This window comes from Azoarcus sp. KH32C (genome assembly GCF_000349945.1).
Lineage (GTDB): Bacteria > Pseudomonadota > Gammaproteobacteria > Burkholderiales > Rhodocyclaceae > Aromatoleum.
The window spans coordinates 4,594,220-4,619,451 of the sequence record NC_020516.1 but is presented as its reverse complement, the minus strand read 5'-3'; the positions used below and the strand labels follow the sequence as shown (position 1 = coordinate 4,619,451).

At 67.6% G+C, this 25,232-nt stretch carries 23 protein-coding genes, 1 tRNA gene and 1 riboswitch; of the genes, 9 read left to right on the top strand and 15 right to left on the bottom strand.

What is annotated here, in order from left to right:
• Positions 1-53: 53 nt before the first annotated feature.
• Both AZKH_RS20770 and AZKH_RS20765 read right to left on the bottom strand, forming a co-directional pair.
• Positions 54-692, bottom strand: a complete 639-nt coding sequence (locus AZKH_RS20770) for a response regulator transcription factor (RefSeq protein ID WP_015437766.1) — start codon at positions 690-692, stop codon at positions 54-56.
• Positions 689-2,191, bottom strand: a complete 1,503-nt coding sequence (locus AZKH_RS20765) for a response regulator (protein ID WP_041657640.1) — start codon at positions 2,189-2,191, stop codon at positions 689-691. The genes AZKH_RS20770 and AZKH_RS20765 overlap by 4 nt, the downstream gene beginning before the upstream one ends.
• A gap of 192 nt (positions 2,192-2,383) precedes the next feature.
• Here AZKH_RS20765 and AZKH_RS20760 point away from each other — a divergent pair, with 192 nt between their 5' ends.
• The 4 genes from AZKH_RS20760 (at position 2,384) to AZKH_RS20745 (ending at position 7,048) form a co-directional block, all read left to right on the top strand.
• Complete coding sequence (locus AZKH_RS20760; protein ID WP_015437764.1) at positions 2,384-3,406, top strand: M14 family zinc carboxypeptidase; 1,023 nt, start codon at positions 2,384-2,386, stop codon at positions 3,404-3,406.
• Positions 3,403-4,146: an alpha/beta fold hydrolase gene (locus AZKH_RS20755; protein ID WP_015437763.1), complete on the top strand. Its 744-nt coding sequence runs from the start codon at positions 3,403-3,405 to the stop codon at positions 4,144-4,146. The genes AZKH_RS20760 and AZKH_RS20755 overlap by 4 nt, the downstream gene beginning before the upstream one ends.
• A gap of 120 nt (positions 4,147-4,266) precedes the next feature.
• Positions 4,267-6,894, top strand: coding sequence for a glycosyltransferase (locus tag AZKH_RS20750; protein ID WP_015437762.1), 2,628 nt, complete (start codon positions 4,267-4,269; stop codon positions 6,892-6,894).
• Positions 6,895-6,963: 69 nt separating this feature from the next.
• Positions 6,964-7,048: transfer RNA gene (locus tag AZKH_RS20745), tRNA-Leu, on the top strand.
• Between the two features lie 76 nt (positions 7,049-7,124).
• Here AZKH_RS20745 and cfa read toward each other — a convergent pair.
• Positions 7,125-8,285: a cyclopropane fatty acyl phospholipid synthase gene (gene cfa / locus AZKH_RS20740; protein ID WP_015437761.1), complete on the bottom strand. Its 1,161-nt coding sequence runs from the start codon at positions 8,283-8,285 to the stop codon at positions 7,125-7,127.
• Positions 8,286-8,401: 116 nt separating this feature from the next.
• Positions 8,402-9,517 (bottom strand): alanine dehydrogenase, encoded by a 1,116-nt coding sequence (gene ald, locus AZKH_RS20735; protein WP_015437760.1) that lies wholly within the window; start codon positions 9,515-9,517, stop codon positions 8,402-8,404.
• 251 nt (positions 9,518-9,768) lie between these two features.
• On the opposite strand from ald, the gene AZKH_RS20730 reads away from it, so the two are divergent.
• The 3 genes from AZKH_RS20730 (at position 9,769) to AZKH_RS20720 (ending at position 11,754) form a co-directional block, all read left to right on the top strand.
• Positions 9,769-10,110, top strand: a complete 342-nt coding sequence (locus AZKH_RS20730; RefSeq protein ID WP_015437759.1) for a thioredoxin family protein — start codon at positions 9,769-9,771, stop codon at positions 10,108-10,110.
• Positions 10,107-10,802, top strand: coding sequence for a hypothetical protein (locus AZKH_RS20725; protein ID WP_015437758.1), 696 nt, complete (start codon positions 10,107-10,109; stop codon positions 10,800-10,802). The genes AZKH_RS20730 and AZKH_RS20725 overlap by 4 nt, the downstream gene beginning before the upstream one ends.
• Positions 10,803-10,884: 82 nt before the next feature.
• Entirely contained in the window at positions 10,885-11,754 is an 870-nt protein-coding gene (locus tag AZKH_RS20720) for an HDOD domain-containing protein (RefSeq protein WP_015437757.1), read from the top strand.
• 10 nt (positions 11,755-11,764) lie between these two features.
• On the opposite strand, the gene cbpB is transcribed toward AZKH_RS20720, so the two are convergent.
• From cbpB to gcvA, 5 genes are all read right to left on the bottom strand, one after another.
• Positions 11,765-13,174, bottom strand: a complete 1,410-nt coding sequence (gene cbpB / locus AZKH_RS20715) for a peptide-modifying radical SAM enzyme CbpB (protein ID WP_015437756.1) — start codon at positions 13,172-13,174, stop codon at positions 11,765-11,767.
• Entirely contained in the window at positions 13,174-13,335 is a 162-nt protein-coding gene (gene cbpA / locus AZKH_RS26600) for a modified peptide precursor CbpA (protein ID WP_070099077.1), read from the bottom strand. The genes cbpB and cbpA overlap by 1 nt, the downstream gene beginning before the upstream one ends.
• 93 nt (positions 13,336-13,428) lie before the next feature.
• Positions 13,429-13,658: riboswitch (cobalamin riboswitch) on the bottom strand.
• Between the two features lie 46 nt (positions 13,659-13,704).
• Positions 13,705-14,025, bottom strand: a complete 321-nt coding sequence (locus AZKH_RS20710; RefSeq protein ID WP_015437755.1) for a heavy metal-binding domain-containing protein — start codon at positions 14,023-14,025, stop codon at positions 13,705-13,707.
• A 29-nt stretch (positions 14,026-14,054) separates the two neighbouring features.
• Entirely contained in the window at positions 14,055-14,789 is a 735-nt protein-coding gene (locus AZKH_RS20705; RefSeq protein WP_015437754.1) for an SDR family oxidoreductase, read from the bottom strand.
• Positions 14,786-15,769: a transcriptional regulator GcvA gene (gcvA, locus tag AZKH_RS20700; protein ID WP_015437753.1), complete on the bottom strand. Its 984-nt coding sequence runs from the start codon at positions 15,767-15,769 to the stop codon at positions 14,786-14,788. Before gcvA ends, AZKH_RS20705 begins: the two co-directional genes overlap by 4 nt.
• Positions 15,770-16,051: 282 nt before the next feature.
• Here gcvA and AZKH_RS20695 point away from each other — a divergent pair, with 282 nt between their 5' ends.
• On the top strand, positions 16,052-17,563 hold the full coding sequence (locus AZKH_RS20695; protein ID WP_015437752.1) for an acetyl-CoA hydrolase/transferase family protein: 1,512 nt from the start codon (positions 16,052-16,054) through the stop codon (positions 17,561-17,563).
• Between the two features lie 113 nt (positions 17,564-17,676).
• Positions 17,677-19,179, top strand: coding sequence for a YdgA family protein (locus tag AZKH_RS20690; RefSeq protein WP_015437751.1), 1,503 nt, complete (start codon positions 17,677-17,679; stop codon positions 19,177-19,179).
• Between the two features lie 50 nt (positions 19,180-19,229).
• Here AZKH_RS20690 and AZKH_RS20685 read toward each other — a convergent pair whose 3' ends face one another.
• The 6 genes from AZKH_RS20685 to cobJ form a co-directional block, all read right to left on the bottom strand.
• Positions 19,230-19,988 carry a carbonic anhydrase gene (locus AZKH_RS20685; protein ID WP_015437750.1) on the bottom strand — a complete coding sequence of 253 codons (759 nt, stop codon included), beginning with the start codon at positions 19,986-19,988 and terminating at the stop codon, positions 19,230-19,232.
• A 130-nt stretch (positions 19,989-20,118) separates the two neighbouring features.
• On the bottom strand, positions 20,119-21,261 hold the full coding sequence (dinB, locus tag AZKH_RS20680; protein WP_015437749.1) for a DNA polymerase IV: 1,143 nt from the start codon (positions 21,259-21,261) through the stop codon (positions 20,119-20,121).
• An 8-nt stretch (positions 21,262-21,269) separates the two neighbouring features.
• Positions 21,270-22,175, bottom strand: coding sequence for a TraB/GumN family protein (locus AZKH_RS20675; protein ID WP_231874435.1), 906 nt, complete (start codon positions 22,173-22,175; stop codon positions 21,270-21,272).
• Positions 22,176-22,426: 251 nt separating this feature from the next.
• The gene (locus tag AZKH_RS20670) at positions 22,427-23,722 is read right to left on the bottom strand and encodes an acetyl-CoA hydrolase/transferase family protein (RefSeq protein WP_015437747.1); all 1,296 of its coding nucleotides are present in this window, start codon (positions 23,720-23,722) and stop codon (positions 22,427-22,429) included.
• A 176-nt stretch (positions 23,723-23,898) separates the two neighbouring features.
• Entirely contained in the window at positions 23,899-24,243 is a 345-nt protein-coding gene (locus tag AZKH_RS20665) for a ferredoxin (RefSeq protein ID WP_015437746.1), read from the bottom strand.
• Positions 24,240-25,217, bottom strand: a complete 978-nt coding sequence (gene cobJ / locus AZKH_RS20660) for a precorrin-3B C(17)-methyltransferase (protein ID WP_015437745.1) — start codon at positions 25,215-25,217, stop codon at positions 24,240-24,242. The genes AZKH_RS20665 and cobJ overlap by 4 nt, the downstream gene beginning before the upstream one ends.
• Positions 25,218-25,232: the final 15 nt, after the last annotated feature.

The window sequence follows — 25,232 nt, the reverse complement described above, 5'->3', positions numbered from 1 at the left end:
GGAAGGCTGTTTACGGGGTCAGGAAATCCCTACAACGGAAGCAAAAGCGGGCGCTACTGATCGAGCAGGCCGTGGCGCATCGCGTAGCGGACGAGCTCGGCGTTGTTGTCGATACCGAGCTTCTGCATCAGCCGCGCCTTGTGCGTGCTCACCGTCTTCGCGCTGACATTGAGCCGCTCGCCGATGTCGTTGAGGCTCTGCCCGCTCGCCACCAACTGCAGCACCTGGTATTCCCGGTCGGAGAGGATGTCGAGCGGCGGCGTGTCGATGTCGGCGGGGCCGCTGTCGAAGACCATCGCGTCGACCAGTGCCGGGTCGAGGAAGCGGCCGCCGCCGGCGACCTTGCGCATCGCCGAGAGCAGGACGTCCGGGTCGCAATCCTTCGCGACGTAGCCCGCGGCGCCCGCCTTCAGCGCGCGCGACACGACCTGTCCCTCGTTGTGCATCGACAGCACCAGGATCGGCAGCGTCGGGCGCTCGGTGCGGACGCGGCGGATCAGATCGACGCCCGACAGGCCCGGCATCGTCATGTCCATCACCAGCAGGTCGCAGCCGCCCCCGCGCACCGCCGTGAGCACCGCCGCGCCGTCGCCCGCCTCGGCGACCACCTGCAGGTCGGAGGTGGTCGCGATGATCTGCCGCAGACCGCTGCGCACGATCGCGTGGTCGTCGGCGATGAGGAGCCGGATCATCGTCCGCCTCCCGCGAGCGGCAGCCAGATGCGCACCTGCGTGCCGCGCCCCGGCCCTGAGACCACGCTCGCCCGCCCCCCGAGATTGCGCGCCCGCTCGCGGATGCCGAACAGCCCGAAGGCCCCGCCGCCGACCTCCGCCGTGTCGAAGCCGCGCCCGTCGTCGGCGACCGTGAGCTCCATCGCGTCGCCGCTGCTGTTCAGCGTCACGTGCACGTTGCGCGCCTCGGCGTGCCGCGCGACGTTGGTGAGCGATTCCTGCACGATGCGGAAGGCGGCCGTCGCCTGCGCATCGTCCATCGCGACCTCGGTTTCGGCCTCGAAGCTGCAGTCGAGGCCGGTGCGCCGGCCGAAGTCGTCGACCAGCCACTCGAGCGCCGGTACCAGTCCCAGGTTCAGCGCCGCCGGCCTGAGCTGGGTCGCGACCTGGCGCACCATGCGGATCGTGCGCTCGATCAACTCGCGCATCTCGCCGATCCGCTCCTGCGCCGGGCTATCCGTCGGCAGCTCCATGCGCAGCAGCGAGACGTCCATTTTCAGCGCCGTCAGCAGCGAGCCGAGCTCGTCGTGGATCTCGCCCGCGATGCGCTTGCGCTCGTCCTCGCGCACGGCGTCACGGTGCGCCGCGAGCTCGCGCAGCGCGGCTTCCGCCTCCTTGCGCGCGCTGATGTCGCGGATCGTGCTGATCACGAGCAGGCCTTCGGGCGTCTGCAGCGGGCTCAACGACACCGCGACAGGAAATTCCCGGCCGTCCCGCCGCCGGCCGAAGAGGGCCAGATCCTCGCCCATCGCGCGCGTTCTCGGCGCGGCGATGTAGGCGGCGCCGTCCCGCGCGTGCCCGTCGCGCGCGCGCTCGGGCACCAGCACCTCGACCGCTTGCCCGAGAAGTTCCTCGCGCGCGTAGCCGAACATCTCCTCGGCGCGCGAATTGACGAGCGCGATCTCGCGCTGCGCGTTCACGATCACCATCGCCTCGGGCGCCGATTCGAGCACGCCGCGGAACTTGTCCTCGGCCTGCCGGCGCTCGGTGATCTCGCGCTGCAACTGCGCATTGGCGACCGCCAACTCGGCCGTGCGCGAGGCCACGCGCTTTTCGAGGCTGCGCTGCAATGCATGCACCGTGAGATGGGTCGCCACCCGCATCAACACCTCGCCGTCGTAGAACGGCTTGGTGATGTAGTCGACGCCGCCGCATTCGAAGGCCTGGACCTTCGCGCCGACGTCGCCTTCGCCGCTGATGAAGATCACAGGGATGTAGCGGTCGGCCGCCTCCGCCTTGAGGCGGAGGCAGGTCTCATAGCCGCTCATGCCCGGCATCATCACGTCGAGCAGCACGAGATCCGGGCGTTCGCTGCGCGCGACCGCAAGGGCCGTCTCGCCGTCGCCGGCCACATGCACTCGGTAGCCCTGCCGACCGAGCAGGCGTTTCAGGACCATCTGGTATTGCGGCTGGTCGTCGACCACCAGAACGCTGCTGTCTGCCGCGAGCTGTTCGCGCATCTTGTCCAAGCCACGTCTCCCCGCCGGTACATCGACCTCAGAAAGTGCGTCGCCACGCTCCATGATTATCTATATAGACCGCGGCGACTCCCGTGCCGACTTTTTGCGCCCCGATATGGCGGAACTCACGCCGGCGGCGCCGTTCCTACGTGATACGGTTGATTTTCCGCTGTCCGTCGAAGGGAGGCTCGCATGGCACAGTCCGCAGAACCGACCGAACTCGTCGAACTCGAACGCCTGGTCGATCGCCTTGGCAGCGGGGTGGAAACGCGCGTGCTGTGCCAGGTCGAAGTCGGCGCCCGCCGCCTGCCGGTCTACGCGATGGCGATCGGCAACCCCTCGCCGACGGCGCCCGCGGTCGGCTATTTCGGCGGTGTGCACGGGCTGGAGCGCATCGGCGCCGCGGTCGTGCTCGCCTACCTGCGGAGCGTGCTGATGCGGCTGCGCTGGGACGCGGCGCTGCAGCGCCAGCTCGAGCTGATGCGCATGGTCTTCATGCCGGTCGTCAACCCCGGCGGGCTGTGGCGCGGCACGCGCTCCAACCCGCAGGGCGTGGACCTGATGCGCAATGCGCCGGTCGAGGCCGTCGAGCACGTCCCCTTCCTCGTCGGCGGGCAGCGCCTGAGTTCGCACCTGCCCTGGTATCGGGGCAAGCCCAACGCACCGATGCAGGCCGAGAGCGAGGCGCTGTGCCGTGTCGTCGAGGGCGAACTCCTCAGCCATCAATTCAGCATCACCGTCGATTGCCATTCCGGCTTCGGCCTGAACGACCGCATCTGGTTCCCGTACGCCTTCACGCGCGCGCCGATCGCGCATCTGCCCGAGATGCACGCGCTGTCCGAAATCCTCGACCAGACGCAGCTGCACCACCGCTACGTCTTCGAGCCGCAGAGCCGCCAGTACCTCACGCACGGCGATCTGTGGGACCACCTCTACCAGCGCGCCTGCAGCGATCCGGAGTGCACCCACCTGCCGCTGACCCTGGAGATGGGCTCGTGGCTGTGGGTGAAGAAGAATCCGCGCCAGATGCTGTCGCCGCAGGGGCTTTTCAATCCGCTGATCGCCCACCGCCAGGCGCGCGTGCTGCGCCGCCACGTCACGTGGCTCGATTTCGTCGGGCGCGCCGCCTGCGGCCATCAGGGCTGGCGGCCGGTGGGTGCCGAGCGCGAACGCCATCGCCAGCTCGCGATGCAACGCTGGTACGGCGCCTCATGAACACCTGCGTGCTGCTGCGCGGCCTGACGCGCGAAGGCGGCCACTGGGGCGCCTTTCCGCAGCAGCTCGCGGCGCAGCTGCCGTCGGCCCGCATCGTCACCCTCGACTTGCCCGGCAATGGCGGGCGACACCGCGAGCGCAGCCCTTCGCGCGTGCCGGACATGGTCGAACCCTGTCGCAAAGAGTTACGGGAACTCGGTGTGACGTCGCCATATCTGATGGTGGCGATGTCGCTCGGTGCAATGGTCGCGCTGGCATGGGCCGAGGCCCATCCGGCGGAGGTCGCCGGGTGCGTGCTGATCAACACCAGCGTGCGCGGTGTCAGTCCGTTCTACCGCCGGCTCCGGCCGTCGAGTTATCCGACGCTCCTCGCGGTGCTGTCGAGTGGCGATGCCCGCCAGGTCGAGGCGGGCATCCTGCGACTGACGAGCCGCAGCGCTCCCGTCGCGGTACTCGACGACTGGGTCGCCCTGCGCCGGTGTCATCACGTCTCCCGGATGAACGCCCTGCGCCAGCTCGTGGCCGCGGCCCGCTTTCGGCCGCCGGATCGCCGGCCCACGGTGCCGACACTGCTCCTGTCCGGGGCGGCCGACGCACTCGTCTCGCCGAGCTGTTCGGCCGACCTGGCCGAGCGCTGGGACCTTCCATTGGTCCGGCATCCGACCGCCGGCCACGACCTGCCGCTCGACGACGGGCCGTGGGTCGCAGGCCGCATCCGCGACTGGCTCGACCGGCGCTGAGCGCATCGCAGGATTCCCCGGGCGCTCCGGCGGCGTCCGCGCGCGATGTCATCGAAGCGTCTTACCGCTGTCATCTTCGCGTCGCATATTGTCCGATCGTCAATTTGCAGCGAGGACGTCTTGCGCACTGGGACCGGCTTCATCGCATTCGAACGGCTGCTGTCGGCCTTCGTCCTGGCTCTTGTCGCGTGCGCCGCGGTGTGGGGCGCCTGGCACGTGCTCGAGCGTCCCTTCACCCCGCCAGAGTGGGACGGACAGCTCTCCGGCCTCACCTACAGCGGCTACCGCCCCGGCCAGGGGCCCGCGCAGCACCGCTACCCGAGCCCGGACGAAATCGCGCAGGACATGGCGCTCCTCGCGCCGCACACCCACCGCATCCGCACCTACACTGCGACGGAAGGCCCGGACGTGCCCGCACTCGCCGCGCGCTACGGGCTGGACGTGATGGCCGGCGCCTGGCTCGGCAAGGACAAGGCAGCCAACGAACGCGAAGTGAAGGCGCTGATCAGGCAGGCGCGCGAGAACGCCAACGTCTCGCGCCTGATCGTCGGCAACGAGGTGATGCTGCGCGAGGAGCTGACCGAGGCGCAGATGATCGCCTACCTCGACCGCGTGCGCCGCCAGACCCGCCAGCCGGTGTCGACAGCCGACCCCTGGGGCATCTGGCTGGAGCATCCGAAGCTCGCCGCCCACGTCGATTTCATCGCCATCCACGTCCTGCCTTACTGGGAAGGCGTGGCGATCGAAGAGGCCGTCGCCTATACGTTGGCGCAACTGCAGCGCGTGCAGGCGGCCTACCCGAACAAGCCGATCGTGATCACCGAAACCGGCTGGCCGAGCCGCGGGAACGTCCAGAGCGAAGCCCGTCCGACGCCGCAGGCGCAGGCCCGCTACCTGCGCGAATTCATCCCGCGGGCACGCGCGCTCGGCATCGACTACTACGTCATCGAAGCCTTCGACGGCCAGTGGAAGCGGGACGAGGAAGGGCGGCCGGGCCCGTACTGGGGCCTCTTCGACGCCTTCCGCGATTGGAAGATCCCGCTGGAAGGCACGCTGTGGGTCGACCAGGGCTGGCAGGACCGCGTCGTGCCGGCGCTCGTCGTCGCGCTGCTCCTCGGCACGCTGTGGAACTGGGTCTTCGCGCATTGGCGCTGGTGGGCGCGCCTGCTCGCGGTCCTTGCGCTGGCAGCCGGCGCGAGCTTCGTCGTCTGGCGCAGCCTCGCCGATGCCGGCAGCTATGCGCCGATCCAGTCCCCCTTCATCGAGCTGGTGCTGAACGGTCTGCTCGGCGTGTCGCTGCTGGTCTTCACGGTGCAGCTCGTCGAGGCGCTCGACGTGCTCGGCACTCATCGCTGGCGGCGCGCCTTTGGCGCGAGCCCATGGCCCGCGGAGAAGCCCCTGCCGCTCGTGAGCCTGCACGTCGCGATCTGCAACGAGCCGCCCGAGATGGTCATCGCGACGCTGGAGAGCCTCGAACGCCTCGACTGGCCAGCGCTCGAAGTGCTCGTCGTCGACAACAACACCCGCGACGACCGCCTGTGGCGCCCCGTCGCGGCCTGGATTGCCGAACGTCCGGAGCGTTTCCGCTTCTGGAGCCTGCCCGTGTGCGAAGGCTTCAAGGCCGGCGCGCTCAATTTCGCGCTGTCGCAGACGGACCCGCGTGCCGAGGTGCTCGGCGTCATCGACGCCGACTACCGGGTCGAGCCCGATTGGCTGCGTGACCTGATGGGCCACTTCACGGCGCCGCAGGTCGCCGTCGTGCAGGCGCCACAGGCGCACCGCGATTTCGAAGCCGATCTCCTCGCGCGCAGCGCCAATTGGGAATTCGAAGGCTTCTTCCGCGCCGGCATGCACCACCGCAACGAGCGCAACGCCATCATCCAGCACGGCACGATGTGCCTCGTGCGTGCCGCCGCCTTGCGCGAAGCGGGCGGATGGGCGCAATGGACGATCTGCGAGGACGCCGAGCTCGGCCTGCGCCTGATGACGCGCGGCTGCGAGCTGCGCTACGTCGACCGCGTCTACGGCCGCGGCCTGACGCCGGAGAACTTCGCCGCGCTGCGCAGCCAGCGCCGCCGCTGGGCGCTCGGCGCGATGCAGATCCTCAAGGGCCACGTCGGCGCCTTGTTCGGCCGCAGCCCGCTCAGCTGGGGCCAGCGCTACCACTTCATCGCCGGCTGGCTGCCCTGGCTGCAGGAAGCGCTGCAGGTCGGCGTGGTGCTGATGTGCGTCGCCTGGACGGCCGGCATGCTCATCGCGCCGCGCTACGTCGAGCCGCCGATCCCCGGCACGCTGGCGCTGATGCTCGCCATCGTCCTCGCGCGCGCCGCCATCGGCGCGGCCGTCTACGCCACCCGCGTGCGCTGCACCTGGCGCGAATCCTTCGAAGCGGCCATCGCCGCGATGGCGCTCAACTACGCCGTCGCCTCCGGCGTCTGGGCGGGCCTCCTCGGCCGTCACGCGCGCTTCATTGTTACCGCGAAGGCTGGCACGCGCACCGGCCGCCAGCCGCTGCCGCCCGAAACCAAATGGGCCGTCGCGCTGCTCGCCGCCGCCGTCGCCACGCTGATCCAGAACGGCTTCGGCGGACCCGAGCCGCTGTGCTGGGCTACGGCGCTCGTCGTCATGGCGCTGCCGCACTGCGCGGCACTGTGGCTCAGCCGCGCCTCGCGCCCCGGCCGTCCGTCGATGCAGCCCGCACCCGCGGCCGGCGTCGACTCCGTGCCCGGCTTGACGTCCCCCGCTTGACGGGCTGCGGTCTGCCAGCTAGTATTCGCGCCCTTCGCCTGCTGCGCTCAAGGGCGCGAATGCGACGAAGCCTTGGTGGTGAAATTGGTAGACACGCTATCTTGAGGGGGTAGTGTCGAAAGACGTGCGAGTTCGAGTCTCGCCCAAGGCACCAGAATTCTGAAAAAGGCCAGAAGCCCGAGCGGTACCGGGATCTGGCCTTTTTCGCATTTCAGCCGGCGCGTCTGGAATCAGAGCGGCCGACGATACCCCCCGGGCAGCCCTTCGCGCGACATCACCCATTGCCACAGCTGGATGTCGCGCGCCCTGAATGCGCCTGCGCAGGACAGCAGGTAGTAGCGCCACATGCGGTGGAAGCGTTCGCCCAGCCGTTCGCGGAAGCGCGGCCACGCGGCCTCGAAGTTCGCGTGCCAGGCCATCAGCGTCTTGTCGTAATCGACGCCGAAATTGTGCAGATCCTCGATGACGAAGAGCCCATCGGCGGCGTCGCCGATCTGGCCGACCGAGGGCAGGTCGCCGTTCGGGAAGATGTACTTGTCGACCCACGGGTCAGGAGTCATGTCGCGGCGGTTCTTGCCGATCGTGTGCAGCAGTAATAGGCCGCCATTCGCGAGGCAGCGGTGTGCCACCTCCATGAAAACGCGGTGGTTCTTGCGGCCGACGTGCTCGAACATGCCGACGCTGACCACGCGGTCGAAGCGCTCGTCGACGGTGCGATAGTCCTGCAGGCGGAACTCCAGCGGCAGCCCGGCGTAGCGCTGCTGCGCCCACTCGACCTGCTCGCGCGAGATCGTCACGCCGACGCAGCTCACGCCATAGCGCTCGGCGGCGAAGCCCATGAAACTGCCCCAGCCGCAGCCGATGTCGAGCACGCGCATGCCGCGCTCCAGGCCGATCTTGCGGCAGATCATGTCGAGTTTCGCTTCTTGCGCTTCGGCGAGGGTCTGTGCGCCGCCCGACCAATAACCGCAGGTATAGGTCATGCGCGGGTCGAGCATGGCTTCGTAGAAATCGTTGCCGAGATCGTAATGCGCTTCTCCGACCTTCCACGCCCGCCGCAGGCTCTGCCGGTTCAACAGGCGCGTGCGCAAGGCATGGAAGGCCAGCCGCAGCGGTCTTACGCGCTGGTCGATATGCGCGCGCAGCAGGCGCTCGAAGAACTGGTCGAGCCGCTCGGCCTCCCAGTGGCCGTCGAGATAGGCTTCGCCGAGTCCGAGGCTGCCGAGCGTGAAAACGCGTTCCGGCACCCGGTCGTCGAGCAGGCGCAGGTCCCACGGCCTGTTGCCATTCAGATGGATGCCCGCCGCATCGAGGATTTCGAGCATCAAGCGATGAAGGCTGGACTCTTCCTCAGCCTTCTCAAGCGACTGGTGAGCGTGTTCGTTCGTCATGGATTTTGCTCGGCCTCCTGCTCCTGCCGGGGCACAGCATCGACATTTTCTTATGATTAATCATAGTCGCCCGCGCTTTCGAGTTGCAGCGCGGTAACGCCCCGCAACAATCATCGTCATTCGAGCAGGGTCGCGGGGTCGTGGTGCTCGTAGCCCAGTGTCTCGGCCACTTCCTTGCAAGTGACTTTTCCGAACGCGACATTGAGGCCGTTCGCGAGATGCGGGTTGGCGGCGAGTGCCTCCTTCCAGCCCTTGTTCGCGAGCTGCAACACGAAGGGCAGGGTCGCGTTGTTCAGCGCGTGCGTCGATGTCCTGGGGACGGCTCCCGGCATGTTCGCGACGCAGTAGTGCAGCACGTGCCCGACCAAGTAGGTCGGCTCCGCATGCGTCGTTGGTCGCGCCGTCTCGCAGCAGCCGCCCTGGTCGATCGCGACGTCGACGATCACCGCTCCGGGCTTCATCGCCTTCACCATCGCAGCGGTCACGAGCTTCGGCGCCGCTGCCCCCGGGATCAGGATGCCGCCGATCACGAGATCCGCCCCGAGCACGTGGCGCTCGATGTTGTCGCGGTTCGAGAAGACGGTCATCACGCGGGCCCCGAGCTGGGCGTCGAGGCGTCGCAGCGCGTCGAGCTTGCGGTCGATGACGACGACCTGGGCGCCCGTGCCCACCGCGATCTGCGCCGCGTTCGAGCCGACCACGCCGGCGCCGAGGATCACGATCCGCGCCGGTTCGACGCCCGCCACGCCGCCAAGCAGGATGCCCAGCCCGCCCTGTTCCTTCTCCAGGCAATGCGCGCCGGCCTGCACCGCCATGCGTCCGGCGACCTCGGACATCGGCGCGAGCAAAGGCAGGCCGCCGCCCGGCTGCGTCACGGTCTCGTAGGCGATGCACACCGCGCCGCTCGCGACGAGGTCCGCGCACTGCGCCGGATCCGGCGCGAGATGGAGATAGGTGAAGAGGATCTGCCCGTCGCGCAGCATCGCGCGCTCGGCGGCCTGCGGCTCCTTGACCTTCACGATCATGTCGGCGCTCGCGAAGATCTCCGCCGCGGTGTCGACGACGGTCGCGCCGACCGCGCGGTAATCCGCGTCGCTCACCCCGATCCCGGTACCGGCGCCGCTCTGAACGACCACCGCGTGTCCGTGCGCCACGACCTCGCGCACCGACGAGGGCGTCAGGCCGACGCGGTATTCATGAACCTTGATTTCCTTGGGCACACCGATCTTCATGGCCGTCTCCTCGTGCGGAAAGGCGCTGCGTTTCGGTTGGCGGACGGGGAACCCGGGGCCGGCCGATCCGGTCATCCCGTGAATAGGCCGATGTCACGTCAGGCGGAACGCATGTCGTCACAAGTGCACACAATACGCCTTGTCGCACCGGATGCACGTGATGTCGTCCGCACGGAAGCCGCAAAGTCATTGCGTCCGCACACTGACCGATGGCAGATTCGGGGGCGAACCCAAGGAAACGAGGCAGGAAAGTGATTGAATCGAAGAGCCCGCGCGGATATGCGGGAACCCAGCCCTCGCGCGCCGAGATCGATGCGCTCGACGGGCTGGCGGTGATCGACTTTGGCACCGACTGGTGCGGCATCTGCCGCGGTGCGCGGCCGGCGATCGAGGACGCGCTCGCGGATCATCCGGAGGTGCGCCACATCCGCGTCGAGGACGGTCCGGGGCGGGCGCTTGGCCGCTCGTTCCGCGTCAAGCTTTGGCCGACGCTGATCTTCCTGCGGCAAGGCCGAGAGATCGAACGCGTCGTACGACCGGGCGGACGCTCCGACGTCGCCGCGGCGCTCGCACGCCTGGAAGCGGCGGCATGACGCGGACCGATTTCCGCGTCCTGGACGATGCCGGACTCACTCTGCAGGCGGTCTTCGACGTGGCTGAGCTCCCCGCCGACATCCGCGACAAGCTACGCAGCCGCTTCGACCCCGAGGCGCGCTACCCCCAACTGATCCTTGTCGGCCACGCCGGCCGCAGGATGTGGGAGCACGTCAGGGCGACCCGCGGCGACTCCCTCGATCCGGTCGACGACTACAGCGTCGCCGCCGTCGAGCGATGGTTCGCCGAGGCCTGCCCTGGCCGCGACAAGCGCCTGATCTATCCCGGCGACACTGTGATCGACCTGCTGGCGCTGGGCCGGCTCGCCGGCTGGCACCACCCGTCGCCCTTCATGATCGGCATCCAGCAGGACTGGGGCACCTGGTTCGCCTACCGCGTCGTGATGCTCGCCGATACCGACCTCGCCCCGTCGCCCGCGCTGACGGCCCCATCGCCCTGTGCAAGCTGCTCCGACCGCGCCTGCGTCTCGGCCTGCCCGGCCGGCGCCGTGTCACCCGACGGATTCTCGCTCGACAAGTGCGTCGCCTATCGCCGCCAGCCGTCCTCGGCATGCCGGGAGACCTGTCTGGCGCGTGTCGCCTGTCCGGTCGGCGCCCGTCACCGTTATGATGAAGACCAGCTTCGCCACACCTACACACTTTCGTTGCAGGCGATCGAGCGGTATTGCTGACCGGTTGCGATCCCTTCGAACGCGAAACGCCAAACCGGCATAGAATGCCGGACGCTTTACCCGATGCCTCGCAGATACCGACATGAATGCCGCACTGAGTGACGACAAGACCGGACAGGCACTGAACACCCAGCGTTTCCAGATGCTGGAGGACATTGCGAAGGAACTGTCCGGGGACCTGATCTTCCCGACCCACTTCGACATCACGCTGCGCCTGCGCGACCTGTTGCGCGACAGCGACGCCTCGGTCCAGCAGATTTCCGCCGCCGTCAGCGTCGAACCGCTCATTTCGAGCAAGTTGATCAGCGTCGCCAACTCCGCCCTCTATGACCGCGGTGGTCCTCCGGTGCGCGACGTGAAGGGCGCGATTCAGCGGCTCGGCATGAGGGTCGTGCGCTCCACCGCGTTTGGCGTCGCGATGAAGCAGTTGCTGCTCGCCAAGGAGGTCGCCGACTTCGGCGACCTCAGCCAACGGCTATGGCAGCATTCGATCGGCAGCGCTGCGGCCTGCACCGTCATCGCGCGTCATTTCAAGCGCTTCAAGGAAGATGAGGCGATGCTGGCGGGGCTCGTCCACGACCTCGGCGCGAGCTATATGCTCTATCGCGCCTCGCAGTACGACGAGTTGCGCGCGCGTCCGGAAACCGCGCGCTACCTGATCTGGAAGTGGCACGAGAGCATCGGCGAGTCGCTGCTGCATGCGCTCGGTCTGCCGGAGGAGATCGCGGCCGCGTCCCGCGACCACGACCATCCGCGGCCGATTCCGGAAGCGCCCCGCACGCTGGCCGATGTCGTCTTCGTCGGCAACCTGATGGCCGGCGGCCATTTCGAATGGCTCAACAAGGACTTCGACGCCGCTGACGTCAAGAAGGCCGAACTCGGCGAGCCCTACGCTTCGATGCAGGACGAAGTGACCGCCTGCACCAAGGAGCTGCAGGCGGTCTTCGGCTGATTGCGCCCGGCTACAGCGCCAGATCGAACACCGTCTCGACGCCGTCGTCCCAGCCGTCCCACAGGAAGTCGTTCGCCTTGCCGTCCGCGATGAGGCGGAAGGCGTAGCGCGTCTGTTCCTCATAGAAGCCGCAGAAGGCGCCGACCTTGTCCATGCCGCCGTTCATCTCGTGCGCCTCGGCCGGACAGGGCGAACCGCAGAAATGGCGGATCGTGCAGGTGTCGCACGGCGCGAAGCGGTCCACGTTGCGTTCGGTGACGGTGCGGAAGGCCGGCGTCTGCAGCACGTCCTCGATGCGGTCGGTGAAGAGGTTGCCGCCACGGAAGTGATCCAGGCCGATGAACTCGCTGCACGGGAAGAGCCCGCCGTCCGGCGCCAGCGCGAAGAAGGCCCGACCGCCGCCGCAGGGCGAGATGTCGCACATCAGCCGGCGCGCGGTCGGCGCGAGGATCGCGAGCAGGATGTTGGCGAAGTTCGCGACCACCATCTTGCGGCCGGTTTCCCGGTAGAGCTCGTGCGTGCGCTCGATCGCCGCGATGAAGCTCTTCGCCAGCGCGTCGTCGTCCGGTCGCACCGTGCGCGCACCGGGCAGCGTGCAGCGCACGGCATTCAACATGCAGGTCGGCACGCCGCGGGCGTGGAAAAGCTCCACGAGCGGCACGAGCTGGTCGAGATTCTTCTCGGTACAGGTCGCGATCACGCTCCACGACGCATAGCCCTGCAGCGCGTCCATCGCGCGCAGCACCTTGTCGTGCACGCTGCTGCCGCTGAAGGTCAGCCGTGTCGCGTCGGTCGTCTGCGCGAGCGGGCCGTCGAGCGACAGGCCGATGCTGACGTTGCGCTCGGCGAGGAAGCGGATCGCCTTGTCGTCGAGCAGCGTCGCGTTGGTCTGCACGCCGAAGACGTAATCGTCCTTGAACTGGTCGATCGCCTCGAAAAGCGCCGACTGGTTCATCAGCGGCTCGGCGCCGTGGAAGATGATGCGCGGCTTGCGATCCGCGGGCATCACGGTCGCGAAGTAGTCCTTCAGGCGCGCGAGCGCATCGACGAGGCGGTCGGTGGCCATATGCTGGCCCGAGCGGCGCATGCCTTCGGGGATGTAGCAGTAGGTGCAGTTGAGGTTGCAGCGCTCGGTCGGATTTACGTACACGGCCGAAGGCTTCAGCTCGAAGCGCAGCGCGTGCAGTTCGCGTGCGAAGTCGTTGGCGCGTTCGCGGTAGCTGCGAAGCAGCTCGCCGTCGCCGAGGCTCGCGGCGAGCTGATCCTTGCGCACGAGCGCCCAGAAGGCGGTCGCCGGATCGGTCACCGCCATATAGTCGGCGTGACCGATGTCCAGCGGCACGAGACTCGGGCCGCAGCCCGAGTTCGCGTAGCGGCCCGCGGAGGGCGCCAGGGGTTTCTCGATGACTGCGGCGCTCATCACTTTGCCTTGCGATCCATCAGGATGTAGTGCGACAGGCCCACGCCGTCGGCTTCGCAGCGGCGGCGGGTGGCGATGATCGCGGGCTTGGCGGTGTCGGCGGCGGATTGGGCGGCCTGGGCGGCGGCGGGGACGGCTTGGGGGGCGATGGTCTTGCTCATGTGAATCTCCTCGTTTGCAATCGCAGAAAAACAAAAAGGGCTCCGCCGCCATGCTTCCAGCATGGACAGCGGAACCCTTGCCATGGGTCCGGCACATTTTTCGTTCGAGGCAGCAGGTCTTCTGGCTCCCGGATCAGCCGGTCCGTCGCGCCTTCCCGACAGAGTGGTCCCCGTCAGTGGCCGGATGCGCGAATTCGCGTCATCCCTGCGACAGCCGTCCCCGGTTACAGCGGCGGGCCCGCCACGGAATCGAGCAGAGCTCTCACCGTGTTCCGACGATCGCAGGTAAGGCGATCGTCATTGCTGCTTCGATGGCGATTGTCGTGGCTGACGACAGATGCGTCAAGACCACAAATGCGACATGGACGTTCACTCCAGCGTCACAGCGGTGCCGCTGACGGCGACCATCAGCATCCCGTTGGTCTCGCCCAGCACCTCGTAGTCGATGTCGATCGCAACGACCGCGTTGGCGCCGAGCTTGCCCGCGGCATCCGCGAGTTCGGCAAAGGCGGTCTCGCGCGCGGAGCGCAGCGTCTTCTCGTAGGCACCCGCGCGTCCGCCGACGAAATCGCGCACCGCGGCGAACATGTCCTTGAGGAAGTTCGCCCCGATGATCGCTTCGCCGGTGACGACGCCGTGGTAGCTGCGGATTCGTCGGCCTTCGACGGTCGGGGTGGTGGTCATCAGCATGGCGAGTCTCCGTGGTCTTGATCGGAAGTCTAGGTGCCCAGTTCGCGCAGGTCGGCGACGGGATGCTCGCCGAACTGGATGCCGAGCAGGTAGTCGACGACGCGGCGCGCGCAGTCTTCGGGCCTCTGTAGCGCGCCGTCGCGTTTCAGGGCCTCGAAGCGGGCACGCAGCGGGAAGTCGTCTTGGGGTATCGCTCGGATTTCCGCCTGCATCGCGGTGTCGATGACGCCCGGCGCGAGACTGCAGATCCGTATGCCGGGGCTGCGGTCGAGCGCGACCGCGCGGGCGTGTTGGTCGAGTGCGGCTTTCGATGCGCAATACACGCTCCAGCCCGCGTAGGCGCTGCGCGCGGCGCCGCTCGAGATGTGCATGATGCGCCGTTCGATGGCGGCCGGGCTGGCGGCGACGACCGCCGCGGCGAGCATCAGGGGGGCTGCGACGTTCAGCGACACCGCGCGGGCGATGTCGGCGACGTCGTGTGCCGCGAGCGCGCCGGTCGGCCGCAGCGTGCCGGCGTTGTTGACGAGCAGGACCTCGTCGCTGTCGGTGAGAAATTCGCGCAGCCGTCCGGTGGCGAGCCAGGCGGCGAAGGCCGTGCTGTCGGCGAGGTCGACTTCCACCTGGACGCATCGGGCGCCGTAGCGTTGTGCGAGGACGGGGTTTGCGCTGCGCGCCAGGGCAAGGACAGGAATGTCGCGCGCGAGCAGTTCGTCGGCGATGGCTGCGCCGAGGCCGCGGCTGTGGCCGGTGACGATGGCCTTCATCGATCGGATTCTCCGGAGGGGTGGGGCGGGGCGGCGGCTTCGGCGGCGAGCCAGGAGCGGAAGGCCGTGACGGCCGCCTGCCGCGCGATCGCCTCGTGCATGACGAGATAATAGGCGAAGGGCGAGGGCAACGATACGTCGAAGGGGATCACGAGGCTGCCCGCGGCGACCCGCGTTTCGACCAGCGGCCGCGGCGCGAGGGCGACGCCGTGCCCCGCCAGCGCGGCTTCCAGCGACAGCGCCGCGTTCGCGAAGCGCAGGCCGCGCTGCGGGTCGACGCCGACGGTTCCGGCTCGCGCCAGCCACTGCGTCCAGCCCGCATTGACCTGTCCGCGGCTGCCCTCGTCGAGCGTCTCGTCGTGGATCAGCACGTGGCGGGCGAGATCGGCCGGCCGCCGCAAGGGCGTCCCGTCGGTGATCAGCGCGGGAGCGCAGACCGGCACGTAGTCGGGCGAGAACAGCCGGTCGACGACGTAGCCGGCGTAGTCGCCGCGACCATAGAGAATCGCGACTTCGCTGCGGCCGGCGCGCAGGTCGGCATCGAGGCGCTTGAGCATCGCGGCCTCGCCGCGGCGGTCGACGGTATCCGGCGTGCTCGACAGGCGTAGCGCCACTTCCGGATGCCGATGCGTGAAATCGGGCAGGCGCGGCAGCAGCCAGTGCCCGGCGAAGGATGGGGGCGCGGTGACGGTGAGCTGGCGGTCTGCCGGTGCCTGCCGTGCACCTTCGATTGCCGCGGCGAGGCAGTCGAAGCCTTCGCGGATCTTCGGCAGCATGTTTCGGCCCTGCTCGGTCAGCGCCAGCGCGCGCGTCATGCGGTGGAAGAGGGGGACGCCCAGCTCGACTTCGAGCGCCTTGATCTGCTGGCTGACGGCAGCCGGCGTCACGCACAGTTCGGCGGCGGCTTTCTTGAAGCTCAGGTGGCGTGCGGCGGCCTCGAAGGTGCGCAGCAGCGGAAGGTGGGGGAGGCGGTAACGCATGGCCTCATGATTAAGCAGGGCTAATTCGTTGGATCATAAATCGTCGTTTGTCGCTCCGTAAAGCCCCGAATAGACTGCGCAGCGCATCCGATACGGGTGCCGGCGGCCTCCTCCCTCCTGTCGCCGCCGGGGTCTTCGATCGATCGGAGTGCGCGTCATCGGCCTGCCGGTGGCGCGCAGTTTCCGATTTCCCGGATGCAGCATCCATGTCTCCTGCACGTTGGTGTCGTGCTATTGCGCCCGCGCCAGCGGGCGTCTTTTTGTCGTGAGGTCGTGCTTTCCATGAGCAGAGAAAACCGCATCCATTGCGCCGCGCTTCGCAACCGGGTCATGTCGGCCGAGGAGGCCGCGGCTCTGATCCCCTCCGGCGTCAATGTCGGCATGAGCGGCTTCACCGGCGCGGGCTACCCGAAGGCCGTGCCGTCCGCGCTCGCCAAGCGCATCATGGACGCCAACGTGAATGGCAAGCATTTCAAGATCGGCGTATGGACGGGCGCATCGACCGCTCCCGAGCTCGACGGCGCGCTTGCGATGGTCGATGGCATCGAGATGCGGCTGCCCTACCAGTCCGACCCGACCTGCCGCAAGCGCATCAACGCCGGCGAGATGGAGTACATCGACATCCACCTGTCGCATGTCGCGCAGTTCGTGTGGTCTGGCTTCCTGGGCAAGCTCGACATCGCAGTGGTCGAGGTCGCCGGCATCCTGGAGGACGGGCGGCTGATACCCTCGTCATCGGTCGGCAACAACAAGACCTGGCTGGATCAGGCCGACCGCATCATCCTCGAGGTGAATTCCTGGCAGAGCGCCCACCTCGAAGGGATGCACGACATCTATTACGGCACGCAGCTGCCGCCGCACCGCAAGCCGATCCCGATCGTGACGCCGGCCGACCGCATCGGCGAGCCATACCTGCGCTGCGATCTCGACAAGGTCATCGCGATCGTCGAGACCCATAGCCCGGACCGCAATTCGGCGTTCTCGGCGCCCGACGAGAACTCGCGCCTGATCGCCGGCCACATCCTCGAATTCTTCCAGCACGAAGTTCGCAAGGGCCGCCTGCCGAAGGACCTGCTGCCGCTGCAGTCCGGCGTCGGCAATATCGCGAACGCGGTGATGGCCGGCCTCAACGACGGTCCGTTCGAGAACATGACGGCCTACACCGAGGTGCTGCAGGACGGCATGCTCGACATGGTCCGCTCGGGCAAGCTCGCCTGCGCGTCGGCGACCGCGTTCTCGCTCAGCAACGACGCGCTCGCGCGGCTCAATGCCGACCTCGGTCGTTACCGCGAGCGCATCATCCTGCGCCCGCAGGAGATCAGCAATCACCCCGAAGTGATCCGCCGCCTCGGCGTGATCGCGATGAACGGCATGATCGAAGCCGACATCTACGGCAACGTCAATTCGACGCACGTGATGGGCAGCAAGATCATGAACGGCATCGGCGGCTCGGGCGACTTTGCGCGCAACGCCTACCTGTCGATCTTCATGACGCCCTCGCAGGCAAAGAACGGCGCCGTGTCGTGCATTGTGCCGATGGCCTCGCATGTGGATCACACCGAGCACGACGTGCAGGTCATCGTCACCGAGCAAGGCCTCGCCGACCTGCGTGGCCTGTCGCCGAAGCAGCGTGCGCGCGTCGTGATCGAGAACTGCGCGCATCCCGACTTCCGCCCTGCGCTGCGCGACTACTACAAGCGGGCGCTCGAGCGCTCGCCCGGACGGCAGACGCCCCACCTGCTCGAGGAAGTGTTTGACTGGCATCTGCGCGCACTGCGCGGCGAGCCGATGTAAGGACCGGGGCGCGGAAAGCCAAGTGGCGTGAAGCGGCGGGCTTTCGCGCGCCTGCCGATTGCATATACCATGGTCACTTCCGCGCACCTCCCGATATCAGGAACCCTCCCGACATGAACAAACCCGCCAAGATCGCCACCGCCGTCGCCGTGGCGCTCGGTATCGCGTATCCGGCAAGCGCCTGGCTGCTGGGCAAGCAGGTCGAAAGCGCCCTCGATGCCCAATACCAGCAGCTGACCGAGCAGCCCTACGTCAAGGTCGTGGAGCGCACCTTCGAGCGCGGCGTCTTCCATTCGACCGAAGTCGTGACCTTCGAACTCAATGGCGAGCTGTTGAGCGCGCTTGCCCGCGCGGGTGAGGACGGGGCGGCGGCCACGGAGGCTCCGCTGGAGCCGGTACGCTTCACGGTGCGCTCGGAGATCGCGCATGGTCCGCTGCCCGGGCTGCGGACGATCGGGGCGGCGACCGCGGAAGCCGGTCTCGTGCTCGACGAGGCCGCGAAGGCGCAGATGGCGAAGATGTTCGGCGATGCTGCGCCGGTGCAACTCAAGACGGTGTATGGATTCTCGGGAGGCGGCAGCACGACGCTGACGAGTCCGGCCTTCAAGACCTCGGTGCCCGCGAAGGATGGCGGCGAGCGCCATGTCAGCTGGCAGGGCCTGAAGTTTACGGTCGATTTCACGCGCCACATGCAGCGCTACTCGATGCAGGGCGAGGCGCCCGGCCTCGAGATCGAGGATGGCGCTTCGCATCTCGTCGTGACCGGCATTCGCATGAGTGGCGATCAGTCGCGGGTCTTCGAGGACGAGCCCTTGCTCTACGCCGGCAGCCAGAAGATCGTGATCGATGAAGTCCGCATGACGCCGCGCGCGGCGGCCGCGGCCGGCGAAGGAGGCGAGAAGCCGGAAGCGCTGCTGCTGAAGCAGGTGGCGTATGACGTGAGCTCCCCCGCGAAGGGCGAGTTCGTCGACATCAGCGCCAAGCTTGGTGCCGAGACCGTGCAGGTCGGCGCGCAGGACTACGGACCGGCGCACTATGACCTGAGCCTGAACCACCTGCATGCCCGCACCGTCGCCAAGCTGTCGCGCGCGGTGATGAGCATGTATTCGGACGAGGCGCTGCGGCAGGCGCGGCAAGGCCAGACCGCGTTCGCGCTGGCCGCGCTCGCCGAGCCCGCGCGCGAGTTGCTCGCGCACGACCCGGAGATCAGCATCGACCGCATCAGCTTCCGCAGTCCGCACGGCGACGCGACGATGGCCTTGCGCGTGCGCACGAACCAGCTTTCGCCGGACGACCTGCAGAATCCCTTCGTGCTGATCGGCAAACTCGATGTGAGCGGCAACGCTTCGCTGCCCGAGGGTCTGATTGCCGACATGCAGAAGGATGAGGCCGTATCGGCCGAGGAAGCCGCGCGCCGCGTTGACCTGCAGCTCGCCGGCTATGCCGCGCAGGGCCTGGTGCAGCGCGAGCAGGGCTTCGTCAAGACGGCACTGGAATTCCGCGGCGGCGAGCTGAAGATCAACGGCAAGCCGGTCAATCCCTTCGCACTCGGTGCGGCGGCTGGAAGCGACGGCGCGGCGCACGCGCAGTCCGGCAGCCTGGCTCCGGCGCGCTGATGCGCCGATAGCCCGGGCGGTCCGCGAGGCCACCCGGGCTCATCCCGGACTTATTTCAGGACGAGACGCGCGTTCAGCTGCTGGACGGGGCGGTTGTTCGGACCGTTCATCGCCTGGGTCAGCGCTTCGACCTGGCTGCGGGCGATCGTCAGCGGTTGCTTCATCACGAGCCAGGTGACGCCTTCGCTGCAGGGCGGCGTGGTCAGCGAGCCGCTGTAGGTGAAGTAGTCGCGATTCTGCGGCAGCAGCGACTTGAGCGCCGGGCCGTCGCCGAATGCGGTGTGCTCGCCCGCGGCCCTCGGTGCCTTGTCCTGCAGCAAGGCGATGGCATCGTTCTTCGCGCCTTCCTCGAGCATCACCGCCACCACGGCCAGGTTGCCGTTGCTGTCCGCGTGCACGAAGTGCGCTTCGGCGGCAAAGCTGCGGCCGGCGATCAGGTTTTCGCTCGGTGTGTGGAAATGCACCTGCTTCAGTTCGTAATGGCGTCCGGCCACGTCGATGCTGCTCCCCGGCGCGAAATTGACCTGCACCGTGTGGCCGTTGTTGAGGATTTCGCGGCTTTCGAGCGTGTAGGAGAAGGCGATCGGAGCGAGTTCGGCCTTGATCGTCGAATCCACATTGATCGGCGACTGGTTCTTGCCGTCGGCGCACATCGCGAAATGAGGTTCGAGTTCGCCCCAGTGTTCGGGACCCGAATGACCCTCGTAGGTCCAGTGGGAGGCATGGCCGGCATGACCGGCGTCGCCGGCGAACGCGCACGATGCGGCGGATAGGGATAGAAGCAAGGCAAGACGCTTGGCAGACTGCATGTGAACACTCCTTTAGCATAAATACGAAGCGTTCGTATTATGTTGCCCTGCAGCATGGCATTCAACGAGGAATCCGTTTCAGTTTGATACCCGTCAAATTAATTCTTTTTAATGAAACGGGAGGGCGGGTTCAGTCGAAGAGACGGAGATTGACGCCCACGTCGGGGGAGTTGCCGTCCGCCGAGCCGGGCTCTCCCGGACGCAACAGCGAGCCGACGCGTACGCCCAGCAGCCGCAGGCGTTGCTCGAAGCGGATGCGCTTGAGGCAGCTTCGCACCGCGGCGAGGATCGCGGCCGCATCGTCGGTGGCCGCATCGAGCGTCACGTCGCGGGTGACTGTGCGGAAGTCCGCATAGCGCAACTTGACCCCGATCGTGCGGCCGGCGTAGCCCTTGCGCGTGAGGTCGCCCGCGACGCGCTCGCACAGCTTGACGAGGATCGCCGTCAATTCATCGCGGTTGGCGCGCACATCGAGGTCGCGCTCGAAAGTCGTTTCGCGGCTGATGGACTTCGGTTCGCGTTCGGTGACGACCGGGCGCTCGTCGCGCCCATGCGCGGCCTCGTGCAGCCAGCGGCCGTAGTGCTGACCGAATTCGCCGACCAGGAAGTCGGGCGCGGCCGCGGCGAGTTCGCCAATGGTGTGGATGCCGAGCGCCTCGAGGCGTTCGTTTGCACGCGGGCCGATGCCGTTGATCTTGCGCGCGGGCAGCGGCCAGATGCGGGTGGGGATGTCGGCCTCATCGATGACGGTGAGGCCGTCGGGCTTCTGCAGGTCGGAGGCGATCTTCGACAGCAGTTTGTTCGGCGTGATGCCGATCGAGCAGGAGAGCCCGGTCGCGGTGCGCACCGCGTCCTTGATGCGTTGTGCGAGCTCGACGGTTTCGCCGGCGACTTCGGTCAGATCGATGTAGATCTCGTCGATGCCGCGGTCTTCGATGTGGGGCGCGATCTCGGCGACGGCGGCCTTGAAGAGGCGGGAGTAGCGGATGTAGTCGTCGAAGTTCGCCGGTAGCAGGATCGCGTCGGGGGCGAGCGCGGCAGCCTTCATCAGGCCCATGCCGGAATGCACGCCGAGCGCCCGTGCGGCGTAGCTCGCGGTCGTCGCGACGCCGCGGCCGACGTAGTCGCGCAGGTGGGGGAAGCCTTCTTCCGGCGACAGCATTCCGCGCCGGCCGCCGACGACGACGGGCTGGCCGGTGAGTTGCGGGTAGCGCAGCAGTTCGACGGACGCGTAGAAGGCGTCCATGTCGAGGTGGGCGATGCGGCGTTGCATGGGGCGGGTCAGTAGAGGCGGCGGACCTGCCAGCCGTCGTCCTGCAGTAGCTTGAGCATGCCTTTTTCGCCATAGAGGTGCAGGGCGCCCACAGCGGCGAAGGTGTGGCCGCGGCGCAGGTGGGCCTGCAGGCGGTAGGCCATTGTGACGCTGCGGTCCTCGATGATCTTTTTTTCGAAGACGGCGAAGTGGCGCCGTTCTTCGGTGCTTGTGCCAGCGTTGCGGCGCGCGAGCGTCGTCAGTTCGGCGAGATTGCGGCGGAGGTAGGCGCGGATGCTGTCTTCGAGTTCGTCGTGCAGCGCGTCGTAGCGTTCGAGGGCGACTGTGAGCAGTGCGAGTTGGGTGTCTTCGGGCAGGTCGTCGAAGACGGCGATCTGTTCTTCGACGCTGTCGAGTTCTTCGATGCGCATGTTGGCGTAACGGGCGCGGACGTAGAGCGAGATGTCGAGGCTTTCGCCGCCGTCGATCGCGGCGGCGGTGGCAAGCAGCAGGGCCGCCCAAGGCTTGAGGCGGTCGAGGCGCTCTTGGCTGAGTCCGCGCTGGACGAGCCGGGATTCGAGCGCGGCGTAGGCGGATGGCGAGAGCAGTCGCGACAGGCGGGCGCCGTTTTCGAGCTGGCTGGCTTCGTTGAAGCGTTGTGCGACGGCTTCGTCCGGGTAGAGCTCGAGCGCGAAGGTGCGCGAGTTGGAGAAGGCCTTGGAGACTGCGGGCGGCAGCTTCAGCACGCGGGGATCGGCGATGTGCATGGTGCCGAAGAGGTAGCTCGGCGCGATGCCGGGACGGCTGATTTCCCACAGCAGGCCATGCTCGAAGGGGGCTGCGTGCGCATTGCAGACGAGCAGGACGAGGCCCGCGAGCAGCCATAGCAGGCGTGTCGCGGGCGTCATCGGGAGGGGCTTACTCGGCGTGGGCATCATGGGAGTCCAGGCCTTATTTTGGGCCATCTGGACGCGCATGGGGGGCAGAGAGGCGGATTCGTCCGTGGGGCAGACGCTCGCGGCCTTCGGCTGCCCGACGTGTTCAGGTGCCCGGGGGCGGCGACGCAAACTCGCCCTTCGGGCTCAGACATGCGTCGCCTTGTTTCCCCCGTGCCCCTGAACACGTCGGCGCTCACGACAGCCCCACGGACGAACCCGCCTCTCCGCCGGGACCGCTTGTGCGAGCCTTACAGCAGGTTTATCCGCTTCGCGGCTTCGCGCAGTTCGCCGCGGAAGTCGGGGTGGGCGATTCCGATCAGGGCTTCGCAGCGCTGCTTGGCGCTCTTGCCGCGCAGCTGGGCGACGCCGTATTCGGTGACGACGTAGTTGATGTCGTTCTTGCTCGTGGTGACGTGGGTGCCCGGAGTAAGTGTCGGCACGATGCGCGAGATGCTGCCGTCCTTGGCGGTGGAGGGCAGCACGATGAAGGCCTTGCCGTCCTTGGAACGGTTCGCGGCGCGCACGAAGTCGGCCTGGCCGCCGGTGCCGGAGTAGGGCGCGAAGCCGAGGCTTTCCGAGCCGCACTGGCCGAGGAAGTCGACCTGCATGGTCGCGTTGATCGCGATCAGCTTGTCGTTCTGGGCGGCCAGGTAGGGGTCGTTGGTGACGTCGACCGGGTGCATTTCGAGCGACGGATTGCGGTGCATGTACTGGTAGAGCTTGTTCGAGCCGAGCGCGAAGGTCGCCAGCATCTTGCCGGGCTTGTGGGTCTTCTTGCGGTTGGTGACGGCGCCCGATTCGATCAGGGTGAGGATGCCGTCGCCGATCATCTCGGTGTGGATGCCGAGGTCGTGCTTATGCTTCAGCTGCATCACGACGGCGTCGGGGATGCCGCCGTAGCCGATCTGCAGCGTGGAGCCGTCGTCGATCAGGTCGGCGACGTACTTGCCGATCGCTTCCTGCACGGGGCCGATCGCCGGGAGGCCGACTTCGGTCAGCGGTCCGTCGCTGGTGACGATCGCTGCGACTTGGGACACATGCACGTGGCAGTCGCCGTAGGCAAAGGGGACGTTCGGGTTTACTTCGAGGATGATCGCGCGCGCTTTCTTGACCGCGGCCATCGTGTAATCCGGGGCGAGCGAGAGCGAGAAGTAGCCGTGCTCGTCCATCGGGGACGCCATCGAGAAGACGACGTCCGCCGGCGTGAGGCCGCGGTCGATGAGTTGCGGCAGTTCCGAGAAGTAGTTCGGCACGAAGTCGACCCAGCCCGCCTGGCCGCCCGGGCGTGAAGCGCCGCCGAAGAAGTAGGCGCTGTGGCGGATGTTGCGGACGGTTTCGGGGTCGAAGTAGCCGTATTTGCGCAGCGGCAGGATTTGGCTGACGGTGACGTTCTCGAGGCCATGACGCCGTTCAGACAGCGCTTCAAGCAGGCTCGGCGGTTCGCCCACGCCCGTCGGAACGACGATCGTATCGCCCGATTTCACGAGGGCTGCGGCATCGGCGGCGCTCATGCGCTTTTGCTGGTACAGGGTGTGTGCGTTCATGGTGTCTCTCTCTCCGTTTCCTTGCCTGTCTTTGCCAATTTCTTGCGGCGCGATTATACCCATAACCATACTTATGCGTATGGTAAACATACGCTTGCGTATGGGGACGGCCTCCGTTCCCCGGTTTGGGGAGCGGAGGCCTGCGGAGTAAGGCGGAAGGGAGTGCGCTGGCGCGGTCAGCAGGCCGTGGACGGCCCGCGGTGGAAGATCAGGTCCTCGACCGGTTCGCCGCCGACGAGGTGCTGGTCGACGATGCGCTGCATGTTCTCGAGCGTGGCGTTGTAGTACCAGACGCCGTCAGGCTGCACACACACGACCGGGCCGCCCTTGCAGGCGGCGAAGCAGGACACGCGCGTGCGCTTGACGCGCAGCTCGCCCTTGTCAAGCCCGGCGGTCTTGAAGGTGTCGCCGAGGCTGTCGAAGAGGGCCTGCGATTCGCCGTTCTGCGTGCAGCGCGGGCCGGTGCACACCAGCAGGTGGCGACGGTAGGTTCCGAGCTTCGGCTTTTCGGCGGCGCTCATGCCACCGCCTCTCCTTCCGCGGGCGCGTCGTCCTCGACCGCTTCGTCGACGAGCGCGGCGGCGATGTAGTCGACCGGCAGTGCGTAGCGGCGTGCGAGTGTTTCCGCGCTGTCGCCGCTCTCGCGCAGGTCTTCGAGCCAGCCGAGCAGGCCGGTCGACAGCGAGCGGCCCGCCTTTTCGCCGTCGCGCGTTTCGCCGGATTCGACGTCGTACTTGTTCGCATAGCCGCGCGGCGTGACCATCAGGCCGTCGCGCACGAAGGTGTTCGAGTTGCCGATCAGCACGGTGCTGAGCATGCCGATGTCGCAGTCGGTCATCTTGTCGAGCCTCGTGAATTCGATGCGTTGCTTCGGCCGGTAGGCGGACTTCACGATCGCGACCGGCGTGTCGGGGCGGCGGTGCGCGAGGAAGAGGCGCTGCGCTTCGACGATCTGGCGCGCACGGCGGCCGCTTTTGGGGTTGTAGAGCGCGACGACGAAGTCCGCAGCGGCCGCGGCGTTCAGGCGGCGGGCGATCGTCGGCCAGGGCGTCAGCAGGTCGGACAGCGAGATCGCGCAGAAGTCGTGCGTTAGCGGCGCGCCGACCAGTGCCGCGCAGGTGTTGAGCGCCGAGGCGCCGGGGATGATCTCGACCTCGATGTCGCCGGGTTGACCCGTGGGGGGCGTCCAGCCGGCCTGGAACAGCACCTCGAAGGTCGGCCCGGCCATGCCGTAGACGCCGGCGTCGCCCGACGAGATCAGCGCGACCTTCTTGCCCTGCTTGGCACGGTCGAGCGCTTCGATCGCGCGATCGAGCTCCTCGGTCATCGACTTCTTGACGACCTCCTTGCCTTCGACGAGGTCGGCGACGAGCCGGATGTAGGTGACGTAGCCGATGATGGTGTCGGCTTCGGCGATCGCGGCGCGCGCGCGGCCGCTCATGTGCTCGACGCTGCCGGGCCCGAGGCCGACCAGCATGATCTTGCCTGTGCTCATGGTGCTGTTCTCTCT